Annotated in this window: 9 protein-coding genes; 6 read left to right on the top strand and 3 right to left on the bottom strand. The window is 71.2% G+C overall.

Annotated elements, in window-relative coordinates; genetic code table 11:
* The first annotated feature begins 127 nt into the window (after positions 1-127).
* Positions 128-1636: a glycosyltransferase family 87 protein gene (locus tag KOI35_RS08575; protein ID WP_215785470.1), complete on the top strand. Its 1509-nt coding sequence runs from the start codon at positions 128-130 to the stop codon at positions 1634-1636.
* Positions 1637-1682: 46 nt separating this feature from the next.
* On the opposite strand, the gene KOI35_RS08570 is transcribed toward KOI35_RS08575, so the two are convergent.
* Together KOI35_RS08570 and KOI35_RS08565 are read right to left on the bottom strand one after the other, a co-directional pair.
* Positions 1683-3641 (bottom strand): hypothetical protein, encoded by a 1959-nt coding sequence (locus KOI35_RS08570; protein WP_246612652.1) that lies wholly within the window; start codon positions 3639-3641, stop codon positions 1683-1685.
* A 22-nt stretch (positions 3642-3663) separates the two neighbouring features.
* Positions 3664-4440 (bottom strand): deoxyribonuclease IV, encoded by a 777-nt coding sequence (locus KOI35_RS08565; RefSeq protein ID WP_215785469.1) that lies wholly within the window; start codon positions 4438-4440, stop codon positions 3664-3666.
* Between the two features lie 128 nt (positions 4441-4568).
* Between KOI35_RS08565 and KOI35_RS08560 the strand changes: the two genes are divergently transcribed.
* The 5 genes from KOI35_RS08560 (at position 4569) to rplI (ending at position 7503) form a co-directional block, all read left to right on the top strand.
* Complete coding sequence (locus KOI35_RS08560; RefSeq protein ID WP_215785468.1) at positions 4569-5546, top strand: hypothetical protein; 978 nt, start codon at positions 4569-4571, stop codon at positions 5544-5546.
* Between the two features lie 291 nt (positions 5547-5837).
* A complete protein-coding gene (gene rpsF / locus KOI35_RS08555; protein ID WP_133873827.1) occupies positions 5838-6128 on the top strand; it encodes a 30S ribosomal protein S6 in 291 nt (96 codons plus the stop codon).
* Between the two features lie 65 nt (positions 6129-6193).
* Positions 6194-6763 (top strand): single-stranded DNA-binding protein, encoded by a 570-nt coding sequence (locus KOI35_RS08550; RefSeq protein ID WP_215785467.1) that lies wholly within the window; start codon positions 6194-6196, stop codon positions 6761-6763.
* 36 nt (positions 6764-6799) lie between these two features.
* Positions 6800-7039 carry a 30S ribosomal protein S18 gene (rpsR, locus tag KOI35_RS08545; protein ID WP_007073789.1) on the top strand — a complete coding sequence of 80 codons (240 nt, stop codon included), beginning with the start codon at positions 6800-6802 and terminating at the stop codon, positions 7037-7039.
* 14 nt (positions 7040-7053) lie between these two features.
* Positions 7054-7503 (top strand): 50S ribosomal protein L9, encoded by a 450-nt coding sequence (gene rplI, locus KOI35_RS08540; RefSeq protein WP_215785466.1) that lies wholly within the window; start codon positions 7054-7056, stop codon positions 7501-7503.
* 923 nt (positions 7504-8426) lie between these two features.
* On the opposite strand, the gene KOI35_RS08535 is transcribed toward rplI, so the two are convergent.
* Entirely contained in the window at positions 8427-12755 is a 4329-nt protein-coding gene (locus KOI35_RS08535; RefSeq protein ID WP_215785465.1) for a hypothetical protein, read from the bottom strand.
* Positions 12756-13083 lie beyond the last annotated feature (328 nt).

Here is a 13083-nt window from a genome sequence, read left to right as displayed (position 1 = left end):
CCGGCTGACTTGAGAACGGCGCACGTCCCTCGCGGGCGTGTGCCGTTCTCGTTTTGGACGCACGTTTTGTCCCGCGCCGCAGGGCGTTGACGGACCGCGGGAACGAAGTACGGCATGATGCCATGTCATGAGCACGCAACCGTCCGAGGACATCGACCGCCCTGAAACGCCGAGCGCGCCGGCGACGTCGGACGGTTTCGTGCGCGGCATCTCGCAGGCGATCGGCGGCCCGCTCGGGTCACACGCCGTGCGGTCCGACGCCAAGCGCGGACGGTTCTGGACGGCAACCCGGATCATCCTGGCCCTGACCTGCCTGACCCTCGCCTTCTCGTGGGTGCAGAAGTCGCCCTGCCAGAGCGGCGACTGGCAGCAGAACGTGCAGTACACCCGCTTCTGCTACACCGACGTGCTGGCGCTCTACTACGCCGAGCACCTCAACGAGGGTGCGGTTCCGTACAAGGACTGGCCGGTGGAATACCCGGTCGTGACCGGCTACTTCATGGGTGCGCTCGGGTTGCCTGTGCACGCGTACGGGCAAAGCCACCCCGAGATCAACCAGGGCACGTGGTTCTACAACGCCAACGCGATCGTGCTGTCGGCGCTGGCGGTGGCGACTGCGGCCATCATCCTGGCGTTGCGCCGGCGACGGCCCTGGGATGCGGCGATCTTCGCGGTCTCGCCGATCATCTTCTTCACCGCGACCGTCAACTGGGACTTCCTGGCCATCGGGCTGGCCGCGATCGGGCTCTACCTGTGGGTGAAGAAGCATCCGGCCTGGGCCGGGCTGTTCCTGGGGCTCGGCGGGGCGGCCAAACTGTGGCCGCTCTTCATCCTCGGACCGCTGCTGGTGCTCGCCTTGCGGTCGCGCGCCCTCCGCTCGTGGACGGCCGCGATGGCGACGGCGGTCCTGGCCTGGGCGGTGGCCAACTTCCCGGTCTTCTTCTGGTATCACGAGAGCTGGCTGCGGTTCTTCCGGCTCAACAGCGAACGGCCGATCGACTGGGGCACGCTCTGGTACGTCGGTCGCTACTTCGACGGCAAGTGGAACTCGGGAGCCGCGGGCGATCAGGGTCCCTTCCAGTGGCTCAGCAACAACATTCCTTCGCTCAACCTTCTCTCGTACGCGTTGTTCGGGCTCGCCTGCGTGGGCATCGGTCTGCTCGCGTGGCTGGCACCGCGCCGTCCCCGGGTCGCTCAACTGTCGTTCCTCGTGGTGGCGGCCTTCCTGATCACCAGCAAGGTCTGGTCCCAGCAGTACGTGTTGTGGCTGCTCCCGCTGATCGTCCTGGCCCGGCCCCGCTGGGGGGCGATCATCGCCTGGACGGTGGCCGAGTTCGCCTACTTCACCGCGTTCTACGCCGAGCTGATGGGTGCGGGTGGCAAGCCGGTCATCCCGGAGGGAACGTTCGTGCTGGCCTCGGGTCTGCGCCTGATCACCGTAGCGGTGCTGTGCGGGCTGGTGATCCGCGAGATCTGGAAGCCGGAGCTCGACGCGGTTCGCCAGAACTACGCCGATGACCCGGACGGCGGGCCGCTCAACGGGCCGGACGCTCCGTGGATCGGGCGACTGCGCCGGTCGTTCGGCCTGGACCGCTCCCCCGCGCCGGCTCCGGCCCTTTCGGAAGCGGCCTCCTAGCGCACGTGTCGTCTCAGCGCACGTGTCGTCTCAGCGCAGGTGTCGCTCAGCGCAGGTGGAAGACGACCGCGTCGTCGATGTCCTCGCGGCGGATTCCCAGGGCGTCGACCGGGATGTCGCCGGCGCGTTCCCATGAGGTGCCGGCCGACTGACTGCGGAGCAGCAGTACGCGGTCGACGTTGAGCGACCGCAGATATTCGATGCTGGCCGCGTCGGGGAACGTCGCGACCTTGCCGCGCAGCTCGGCCTGACGGGCGGCACCGAAACCGCCGGAACCGTTGACCATCGGCTGGAAGCGGGTCGTCGACCACAGCATCACCGTCTGGTCGGTGAGGGCGGCCGAGGGCAGCACCAGCATCGGGCCGCTGACCGTGCGCATCGCGGTCGGCTGGGCCGGCACGACCGGGTGGGCGGTCGCGTTCCAGCCCTCGACCAGCACCAGCGCCATCGGCACGAACGTGGCCAGCCGCAGCCACGGGCCGGGCCAGGGCGGGATGCGCTGCTCGGACAGGTGCTCGGCGCGCCGGACGAATTCGGCCACCGCGCCGGCCGCCAGGATGGCCAGCAGCAGGGTGGCCCAGACCATCAGCCGGCCGGGGATGCGCAGCCCGAGCGAACCGGGCAGGTGACCGAAGAGCGGCAGATAGGTCCAGCGGCCCTCGTAGAAGTTGGTGCCCAGGGTCAGGACGATCGTCCCGGCCAGCGCGACCAGCAGGAGCAGACGCTGGCGGAGGGTCCAGATCGAGAACGCCAGACCGGCGAACGCGAGTGCATAAAGGACGAAGCCCGGCAACAGGCCCATCTCGGCCGGCCAGTTGAGCGACGAGCGTGGCACCTCGTGCGGGGCTCCCCAGATGCGCGACTCGGCCGGGCCGATCAGCAGGCTGCGGAGCGGGGGCGAGAAGAAGGCGATCTCGGTGGCGGCCGGGCCGGTGGCCGGAGCGCGGAGATAGGGGATCGCGATCAGATAGCTGACGCCGGCCAGGACGAGCGGGCCGAACAGGTCGGCCAGCAGCAGGCGCCACCCGAGGACGGGTCGCTCGGCCGGGCGGCGCAGGCGGCGGATCGGCACCCCGACCAGGAGCACGACGAGGACCAGGCCGAGCACGAGCAGGAACGGCCCGCCGAGCGAGAAGCCGAGGCTGACCTGCCAGGTCGCGACCAGCCAGCCGGCCAGGGCCCAGCCGGCACTGCGGCGCGCCGGGCGCAGGCCGCGGCGCAGCGACCAGCCGTGGCCGCGGGCGAGCATGGCCAGGGCGAGCGGGATGCCACCGGCCGAGATGATGTCGAGGTGGCCCTCCTGCGCGAGGCGCCACGGGGCGTACGCGAAAGCGACGGCGGCCACGGCGGCCCCGGTGCGCCCGGCGCCCAGCTGGCGGACCAGGGCGTAGCCGCCGATCGCGAGCAGCGCGTGGGCCAGCACGAAGAGGATGTTGTAGCGCAGGACGGCCGGCAGCGGACCCTCGCCGATCATGCCGAACGGGGCATAACCGAGCAGGCTGTTGCCGTACGCGAAACTGTCGGTCAGCGGGAAGAACGCGTTGGACTGCCAGAGGCGGGCCGGGTCGGTCAGCAGGATGTGCCCGGCCCAGGCGATCTGCCAGGCCTGGCGGGACGGGTCCCAGACGTCTTGCGGCAACGTGTGCAGCGGGTAGCGCAGCGTGGGCCAGGTGAGGGCGACCGCCAGCAGCAGTGCGGCGTAGATGACGATCGCGTATTCGCCGACCAGCGATCGGAAGAACCGGCCCAGGCCGCGGCGGACCCGGCCCGGCGGTCGCTCACCCGATGCGGCGAACGCCTTCCACGGGTCGGGTGGGGTGCCGGGTGGGCGCTCGGTCGGGAGCGGCTCTTTCGCCTTCGTCTTTTGTGGAGCGTCGGGCACCGCCGGCAGGTCGACCTTCGTCGCCACCTTCTCTTGTGCCGGTGGGCCGGCCTGCGGCGGGATGGCGGGCGTGGCCGGGCGCAACGTCTCGGTGCTGGGGTGTTTCGGCTGCTCGGCGGTCATGAGCCTCTCCCCGTGCGGCGCGTCAACGTCCCGTTCGCTCCCGCAGGAGGGCGATGTCGGCGGTCTGTCCTTCGGTGCCGCCCGGCGTCTCGACGACGGCCGGCGCACCCGCGGCCCGGATCGCGGCCACGATCAGGTCCGGGTCGATCTTGCCATTTCCGAGGTTGTCGTGCCTGTCCTGCCCGGAGTCGAATCCGCCCTTGGAGTCGTTGGCGTGCACCAGGTCGATGCGGCCGGTGATCGCCTTGACCCGGTCGACGATGCCCACCAGGTCTTCCCCACCGGCGAAGGCGTGGCAGGTGTCGAGGCAGAAGCCCGCGCCGAACGAGCCCACCGCGTCCCACAGCCGGGCCAGGTCGTCGAAGCGCCGGGCGCAGGCGTTGTCACCGCCGGCCGTGTTCTCGATCAGCACCGGCAGCGGCAGGCCGCCGTCCTTCTCGGCGTATTCGAAGGCCTTGCGCCAATTCTCGAAGCCGGCCGCGAGGTCGGCGTCCTTTCCCACGTGACCGCCGTGCACGATCAGGCCCTTGGCCCCCAGCTCGGCCGCGGCCCGGGCGTGCGCCATCAGCAGCTTGCGGCTCGGGATGCGGATGCGGTTGTTGGGCGACGCGACATTCACGATGTAGGGAGCGTGGATGTAGACGTCCACCTCGGACGCCCGCAGCGCCTCCGCGTCATCACGCGGTTTGGGCGTCTTGTAACCCTGCGGGTCGGTGAGGAAGAACTGCACCGCGTCGGCACCGCGGGCGGTGGCCTCCTCGAGCGGGGAGGCGGGGTCGACATGGGCTCCGATGCGCATGGATTGAGACTACGACGACCGTCCGACAGTTTCGCCGGGGCGTCACCGGCGCTCGGGAGGTCTCGTTAGTTCCATTGATCACGTTTGACCGATACCGGCGGATGCCGGGGCGAAGTGGGAGATGGTGCATGTCTCGGCAGGTCCGACAGCGAGTGACGGCGATCGTGCTGGGCGGTTTCATCTTCGGGGCGCCGATGCTGGCGAACGGGACGGCCAGCGCCGAACCGATTCCCGAGGGCACCCGCGCGGTGTCGTTCACCAGTGACGGGATGTTCGGCATCTCGTGCAGCTCGGAACCGGACGTCGAGTCGATGACCGTGCCCGCGCAGAGCACCGTCCGCGTGGTCAACCAGACCGGGTACGCCGCGAAGCTGCTGCTCGGTGGCGCCTCGAAGGGCACTCTGGCCGACAACGCCTCGACCGAGGTGGTCTTCCGGCGCGGCACCACGGCGGTGACGCTCAAGCCGAACTGTGCGCTCGGCGACGACGCGACGCCGATGATGGTCACCGCTTCGCCCTCGGTGGTGGCGCCCACCGAGCCCGACCCGTCCCCCACGGCGGCCGCGGTTCCCATGTCGGTCCCGCCGGCTGATTCCCCAGCGTCACGGACCCCCGCGGGTGCCCGTGCCGTGCCGGACGAGCGGCCCGATCCCGCTACCGCCCGCCCGGACACTCGTCGGTCGCCCCAACTGCGGTCGGATGCCGCGTCCCGGGCCGCCACGGCCGCCGCTCAGGCCCTGCCCCACGGTGGCACCGCTCTGCGACCCAAGGTCAAGAGCCTTCCCCGTACGGCGCTGAGCCCGGCCCCCGCGTTCGCCGGCATGCCACCCGGTGACAAGCCGACGATCCTCCCCGGCACGCCGAGCCTGGACATCGAGCCGGTAACGGTCGGTGAGGTGCCGGCCGTGCCCGCCGCTCCCGCCGCACCCGTGCCGCCGGTCACCGAGGTCGCCGCGGCCGAGCGGGTCGCGACGCTGCAGCCGATGAACGAGGGCGGGCCGCTGGGCCTGCTCGCGCTGACCGCGGCCGTGTGTGTGGTCGGCGTAACAGTTGCCGCGATTCGGGCAATCGTGTCGCAACGTGCAAATCGGGCGCGAATCGCTTAATCTCTGAGGTACAGGCTCCGCGGGGCGGCCGCGTCCAACCTCATCGGTGTGGTCGTTCCTCCCCAGGTCCCACCCAGCGAATGCGGATCGGGCGCCCCGCGGCTCCACCAAGAAGGACCCCGTCGACCGGCGGGGTCCTTCTTTTGGGTCGTACGGCGGTCACGGGTATGCTTGCTCGGTTCGCGATGTGACCGCCGTGGGTCCAGTCCCACGGCTTTCTCATGCGATCGACACAAGACCTCCTGCCACGGAAATCCCGTGGCCGTTCAGCCCACAGGAGGTGAGAACGTCTTGCGTCATTACGAACTCATGGTGATCCTCGACCCCTCGCTCGAGGAGCGCCTGGTCGGCCCGTCGCTCGATCAGTACCTGAATGTCATCAGGACCGCGGGTGGCTCGGTGGAGAAGCTCGACGTCTGGGGCCGTCGCCGGCTCTCGTTCGAGATCAACAAGAAGGCCGAAGGCATCTACGCCGTCGTCGATCTGCAGGCGACGCCCGAGGCCGTGGCCGAGCTGGACCGTCAGCTCCGGCTCAACGAGTCCATCCTGCGTACCAAGGTCATCCGGCCCGAGACCCGCTGAGCCTCGTTTTTGTCAGGGGGTTCTGAGAACCTCCTTCGAACGAGCGAAGCGGCGAGGAGAAGATCATGGCAGGAGAAACCGTCATCACGATCGTCGGGAACTTGACCGACGATCCAGAGCTGCGCTTTACCCCGTCGGGTGCTGCGGTCGCGAAATTCCGCATCGCCTCGACGCCGCGGACCATGGACCGGGAGTCGGGCCAGTGGAAAGACGGCGAGCCACTCTTCCTTGCGTGCAACATCTGGCGTGACGCCGCCGAGCACGTCGCCGAGTCGCTTCAGCGCGGCTCACGGGTGATCGTGCAGGGCCGGCTGCGCCAGCGGTCTTACGAGACGCGCGAGGGCGAGAAGCGCACCGTCTACGAGCTCGAGGTCGACGAGATCGGTCCGTCGCTGCGGTATGCGACGGCGAAGGTGCAGCGGATGAACCGCTCCGGCGGTGGCGGAGGTGGCGGCTTCGGCGCCTCCGGTGGTGGCAACGGTGGCAACCGGCCCAGCAACAGCGGTGGCGGCGGAGGAAGCAACAGCAACTTCGACGACCCGTGGGCGACGGCGGCTCCGGCCTCCTCCAGCGGCGGCCGCTCCGGCGGCAGCGGCGGTGGCAACTCCTCGTTCGACGACGAGCCTCCCTTCTAAGCCCACGCGGGCTTTTTGACATCAGGAGTAAGAGCAATGGCTAAGGCTGCGGCGCTTCGCAAGCCGAAGAAGAAGGTGAACCCGCTCGACAAGGACGGGATCACCTACATCGACTACAAGGACACCGCGCTGCTGCGGAAGTTCATCTCCGACCGGGGCAAGATCCGTGCCCGCCGGGTCACCGGGGTGACCTCGCAGCAGCAGCGGCAGATCGCCCGCGCGGTCAAGAACGCCCGCGAGATGGCGCTTCTGCCGTACACGGCGACGGCGCGCTGAGGAGGATCACCAATATGAAGATCATCCTCACCCAGGAGGTGTCGGGTCTCGGCACCCCCGGCGACGTCGTCGAGGTCAAGAACGGCTACGGCCGTAACTACCTGCTCCCCCAGGGTTTCGCGATCCTGTGGACCAAGGGTGCCGAGAAGCAGGTCGCGGTCATCAAGCGGGCGCGTGACGCCCGCGAGATCCGTGACCTGGGCCAGGCCAACGAGGTCAAGGGCCAGCTCTCCGGTCTCAAGGTGACGCTGACCGCCCGCTCCGGCAACGGTGGCCGGCTGTTCGGCTCGATCACCCCGGCCGAGATCGTCGACGCGGTCAAGGCCGCCGGCGGTCCGTCGCTCGACCGGCGTCGTCTCGAGATGCCCGGGCACATCAAGACCACGGGCGCTTACAACGTCCAGGTCAAGCTCCACCCCGAGGTGACCGCGACGTTCCCGGTGAACGTCGTCGCCGCCAAGTAAGACCCGCACCACCCAGCACGACACGAACGGCGCGCCCGGATCCACGATCCCGGCGCGCCGTTTGCTGTTCCGGGCCACGGCGTTGCGTCCGGCGGCCCTATGCTGTCGCCGTGTCGAAGACAGTCAAGGTCGTCTACGTGTGGTTCGCGCTGGTCATAGCCTCGCTACTGGCACCGGCCGGTGCGTCCCTGGACCGGGACGATCTGGGCGCCGGCCCCACCCTCGACGACGCCCAGGCGGTCGTCGCGGTGATGACGGGTGCCGACAAGTCGTCCGTGAACTTCTCGATGTCGGAGGAGGGCTCCCTCTTCGCTCAGGGGACCGCGGTCGCCTGGCTCGGCAACACGCCACCGCCGTGGGGCCGCAACGGTGTCCAGGCCTACTATCCCCTGCCCAGCCGCGACTTCCCGGCCATGGCGGACCGGCTCGAAGCCGACGGGTGGCGGATCGGCGACACCACCGCCGACGGGTTCGGCGCCGCCCGGGGAGTCGTCCGGATGCGGGTCCTCACCGGCGTGGTCAGCAAATTCTCGGTGCCGGGTCAGTCGCCGGACGAGGCGAGCGTCCCCGACATGGCGACCGTCCAGATGAAACACACGATCTCCGAACCGGCGTTGCGGCTGTCCTGGGTGCTCTGGCTCGTCGGCGCGCTGGCCGGCGCGGGCATCGCCAGGCTGGTCCGCGGCCGGCCCGGCATCTGGGGGACGCTCGGGTTCTCGCTGCTCAGCGTCTACGCGGTGTGGTCGACTGCCCTGCTGATCGTCGACACCGTCGAACATCTCGGTGGCGGGCTGGCCGACGTGTCGGAGTTCTTCTGGATCCCCAAGCTCATCGCGTGGCTCGGCATACCCGTCACGGTGATCTGGCTGGTCGCCGTGCTGGCGCGGCGCGCCCGGTCAGCGCAGCCGGCCGCTGGTGACGGGTCAGCTGAGGCTGTTGCCGGTGATGGCCGAGGTCAGCACGGTGGCCAGACCGCCGCCGACCACGGCCGCGGCCAGGCCGACGCTGATCGCCTTCCACGAGTGGCTGACGAAGCGCAGACCGATAGCGACCACGACGCTCAGCACCAGTGAGATGAGGAACTGGGGGGCGGCCTTGGCCAGTGTGGACAGTGCGTGGCCCTGGGCGCCGGTGCCGACGACGAGCATGTAGGCGACGAACAGGACGACCGGAACGCCGTACCAGATGACGGTGTAACCGACCGCGGCGAGCGGGCCGCCGGACTCCTGTTCGCCCTCCTCGTCGTCCGGGTCGAGCAGATCGCTCTTCCGGCTGGTCGGATAGCCGCCGGTGACCGGGCGACGCTCGTACGCGCCGGAGGGACCGTTCCAGCTCGCGCCGCCGCGCTGCGGGTAGGCCGAGGCGTCCCGCCCGACCGGTGAGATCAGCGACGTCGACGTGGTGGATAAGTTCGATTGTCCCGAGACCGCGGCTGAGCCGCTGGAGCGAAAGGGCATGTAGTCCGAGGTGCCGAATCTTCGGGACTCGCCCTCGGCCAGTTCGGCCTGATCGGACAGGTCGCGGCGCCAGTCGGCGTTGCCGCCCTCGCGATAGACGGCGCTGCCCCGGGCGCGTTCCCGGCGTTCCTCGAGAGCCCAGGAACCGGAGTCGGGCTCGTCGGTCTCCCCCGCCGGCTCCTCCCGCAACCATGCCGGGACGTCGTCGGGGCGGGCGCTGCGACCCGGGCCGGGTTGCCAGGCCTCGGGGCTCAAGGGCGCTTGCCCGTACGGTTCGAGCTCGCCGCGCCGGTCGGCCCGCGAGTCGTATTGCGGCACGCCGCTGGCCGGCACCGAGGCGGAGCCCGCGAAACCGGGGCTGCGGGGGGCGCTGACCGGGGCGGACGCCGAATAGCCGGCCGACGCGGCGGGGTAGACCGTCGTCGCGTCGTCGCCGTAGCCGGGGGCACTGCGCGGGGCGCTCGGAAGCGCCGGGCGGCCGCCGTAGGGCTCGCTGCGCGGGGCGCTCGGGAGGGCGGGGCGTCCACCGTACGGCGGGGCCGACGCGCTGCCGTAAGCGGAGCCACTGCGCGGGGCGTTGCCGGGTTCGTCCTGGTAGCCGCGGCCGGTGGGCTCCCGATAGCCGCGGCCGCCCGAACCGATGCCTCCGCCGCCCGAACCGATGCCTCCGCCGCCGGGCGGGTCGTAGCGGTCGTCGTCGCGGTAGGACGGGATCGCGCTGGAGGGCGCGGAGCCGTAGCCACCACCACGGGGCGGGTCGTAGCGGTCGTCGTCGTCGCGGCGGGCCGGGATCGCGCTCGACGGGGCCGAACCGTAGCCCGCGCCACGGGGTGAGCCGTAGGGATCTTCGTCGCGGCGGGCGGGAATCGAACTCGAGGGGGCGGAGCCGTAGCCGCCGCCGCGGGGCGGGTCGTAGTCGTCGCGGCGGCCGGGGACCGAACTCGACGGCGCGGAACCGTAGCCGCGCGGGGACTCGTAGGGGTCGTCGTCGTCCTGATAGCCGCGTCTAGCCGAGCCGTAGCCGCCGTCACGAGGATCGGCCGGTGGTGTGCCGTAGCCGCGGCCGCTCGTGGGCGCGGCGCCGGGGGTTGTCGTTCCGTAGCCGCGGCCGCTCGTGGGCGCGGCGCCGGGGGTTGTCGTTCCGTAACCCTGTCCACTTGTGGGCGGGGCGCCGTAGGTGTCGTCGCGGCCGGCAAAGCCGGTCGGTGCGTCGTAGCCGCCTCGTCCGGGGATCGAGCTGCTCGGCGTGGTGCCGAAGCCAGCGTCGCGGCTGGGCGGTGTCGCGTCGTAGCCGTTGCTGCGGGCCGAGCCGTAGGTGTCGTCGCGGCCGGCGAAGCCGGTCGGTGCGTCGTAGCCACTGCGTCCGGGGGTGTCGTAGCCGCGGGCCGGACCGCTCGGTGCGTCGTAGCCGCCTCGCTCGGGGATCGAGCTGCTCGGCGCGGTGCCGTAGCCACCGTCACGACCGGGGCTGTCTGGGGAGCCGAAGCTGCCGTCGCGACCGCCCGCGGAGCTCGGAGGCGTCGGGGCGCCGCCGTAAACGCCGGGGGCGGCGCCGTAGCCGTTGTCGGCATAGGGGGCGGCGCTGCGCGGGGTGGGACCCGGAGGCAGGGGCGGCGGAGGTGTGTTGCGCCAGGTACCGGTCGACGTCTCTGGGCGGGACTCGACCTCGGCGGCGGCCGCGGGTGGCGGCGGGAGGGCTCGCGGTCCCTCACCCATCGCCTCGCGGCGGGCTGCTTCGCGGCGCCAGGCCAGGATGCGCGGGTCGTCCTCGGAGCGACTCCACTGGCCGGTGTCGGGGTCGCGGACCCAGCTGCTGGTGTCGGGCTCGGCTTCCCAGGAACCGGTCTGGTCACGCCAGTCGTCGCCGCCACCGTTGTACTTCGCCCGGCCCGCGGCACCGGCCGGGCCGCTGCGGGGCGCGGACGCGGGAGCGCTGCGCGGGGCGGACGGCGGTGCGCTGCGGGGAGCGGACGGCTGGGCCGTGGGAGGAACGTTGCGCGTGGCGGGCGGCGGGGCCGGCATCGGGACGGCGCTGAACGTGGCCGTCTCGTCCCCTTGGGCCGGGCGGCCGCGTCGTGGGGCCCGCGGCTCGGGCGGCGAGTAGGCACCCGTCGGGGCCTCTCGGGACGGGTAGCCCGGCTCGTCAGCAGTGCCGCGGGCGGCATAACCGGGCTGGTCGCTCGCGCCACGAGACGAATAGCCCTGCAGTCCCCCAGCGCCGCGCGACCCGTAGCCGGGCTCGTCGACAGCGTCGCGCGACGGGTAGCCGGGCTGGCCCCCCGTGCTTCGCGACCCGTAGCCGGGCTCGTCGCCGGTGCCGCGTGCGGGATAGCCCGGCTGGTCGCTGGTGCCGCGCGACGGGTAGCCGGACTGGTCGCCGGTGCTGCGTGCGGGATAGCCCGGCTGGTCAGTGAAGGCGCGCGACCCGTAGCCGGGCTCCTCGCGTGACGTGTAGCTGTCGCCGCGGGTGGGGTAACCGACGTCGGTCGGGCGGGTGGTCTGGCCGGGCTCGTCGTCGGTGTAGCGATGGGCGCGCTGACTGCGTGCGCCGGGCTGCTCGTCCTCGGGGGCGAAGCGGGGGCGCGGCGTCTCGTCGTAGGCCGACGGGACGGAGCGGGCCGCGGACGTGTCGTCGCGGCGGGACGCGCGGGACGGGGACTCGTACGGCGTCGCGGGGGGAATCTGGTAGCCGGGGCCATCCTCGTACGAGGGAAGGGGTGTCTGTTGCCGACTGCCCTCGTCGCGCCGGTTGACGTTGCGGGAGCCGAAGCCGGTGCCCGTGCCCCAGGTCGACGGTGCGGACGGCGGGGCGGGCGTATCGCCGTACAGCTGAATGCTGCCCGTGTCGGTGTGACCGGCCCAGTTGTCGGTGTTTTCCCAGTTGTCGGCATCGGACCGGGCGCCGGACCAGCCCGTACCACCGGCCGGAGCGGAACCCGGCTCAGGAGCGCGACGTCGCCCGACCGAGGGTGACCCGGCGCCGGGATCGCGTCGCCAGGCCGCGCGATCGTCCTCGCGCACCAGGTGACGACCGTCGTCGGCGCGGGACCAGGCGTTACCCGTGTCTTCGGACGCGTCGGTCCAGGTCGCCGAGCCCTCGATGGAGTCGCGCTGCCAGGGCTGACGGGAGTTCCACGACGGCTGCTGCTGGGCGGGGTCGACCAGTTGCTGCCAGGACGGGGAGCTTTCCGCGGGCGTACGGGGGGAAGGCTGTTGCCAACTCGGCGTGGCGCTCTCGGCCGGCTGCTCACCCGGCGAATCGGTGAACTGCTGCCAGGCGGGGCGCGTGTCGGCGCTCGTGTCGTCCGACCAGGCCGTGCTCGAGAGCGCGGGCTGGGCCATCGGCGTCTCGGCGGCCGGCGGATAGGCGTCGTTGTCGCCGCTCTGCCAGGCCTCGGTGGTCGAGCGCCAGCCGTGCGAGCCGGTCGTCGAGCGCCACTCGGTGGTCTGCCGCCAGCGCGCGCCGGTGGCACGCCACTCGGCCGTCTCGGTGCGCCAGCCGACGCCGTCGGCCGGGAACGTCGGGCGACCGGTCGCGGCCACGTCGGACCAGCGGTTCGCCGGCTCGACGGCCTGGTGCGGGTCGGCCTCGGCCTGTTGGGCCCACGCGTCGGCGCGGCGCTGCCAGTCGAGAGCCTCGGCGCTGGGCTGAAGGCTGCCCGTGTCGGTGAGGGACGACCATTTCGCATCAGGGTCGGCTAAATCGGGCGATTCCGATCCGCGGGAGGGTCGCGACTCGGCCGCGCGTCGCTCACGCGACATGCGGGCGCCGTAGTCCCACTCCCGTTGGTCCACCTGAAAAGCGTGCCTTCCGCGCGTCGGAACCGCAACGTCTCCGCGCGACGGCTTGCTCACGCCGGGCACCTTTTCGCGGTTGTGCAGGTATTTTTCCCCCTCCACAGGTGGGGACTAAGAAATGCCTGCTCGGAAAGGCAGAACCCAGATCGTCCCCAGGAGTTGTACACAGGCTGTGCACAGGCCTGCCCACAGGATCGGGCGGGATGTCCACAGGTTGTCCCGAGGCTCATCCACCGGTGCAGTTGGGCAGGTCGAGGGCATGTTCGTAGAGTGGGTCGGCCGCACTCGCGGGGCTTGATCGGGAGTTTTTCCTGATCATGGTGGG

It is taken from the genome of Paractinoplanes bogorensis (assembly GCF_018829635.1).
Classification (GTDB): Bacteria; Actinomycetota; Actinomycetes; order Mycobacteriales; family Micromonosporaceae; genus Actinoplanes; species Actinoplanes bogorensis.
Note: the sequence above shows the minus strand (reverse complement) of the source record. Positions and strands in the feature narration are given on the sequence as shown.

Bases quoted from the DNA above. Each gene is read 5' to 3' on its own strand.
- KOI35_RS08575 (WP_215785470.1), top strand. From the start codon at position 128: ATGAGCACGCAACCGTCCGAGGACATCGACCGCCCTGAAACGCCGAGC.
- KOI35_RS08570 (WP_246612652.1), bottom strand. From the start codon at position 3,641: ATGACCGCCGAGCAGCCGAAACACCCCAGCACCGAGACGTTGCGCCCG.
- KOI35_RS08565 (WP_215785469.1), bottom strand. From the start codon at position 4,440: ATGCGCATCGGAGCCCATGTCGACCCCGCCTCCCCGCTCGAGGAGGCC.
- KOI35_RS08560 (WP_215785468.1), top strand. From the start codon at position 4,569: ATGTCTCGGCAGGTCCGACAGCGAGTGACGGCGATCGTGCTGGGCGGT.
- KOI35_RS08550 (WP_215785467.1), top strand. From the start codon at position 6,194: ATGGCAGGAGAAACCGTCATCACGATCGTCGGGAACTTGACCGACGAT.
- rpsR (WP_007073789.1), top strand. From the start codon at position 6,800: ATGGCTAAGGCTGCGGCGCTTCGCAAGCCGAAGAAGAAGGTGAACCCG.
- rplI (WP_215785466.1), top strand. From the start codon at position 7,054: ATGAAGATCATCCTCACCCAGGAGGTGTCGGGTCTCGGCACCCCCGGC.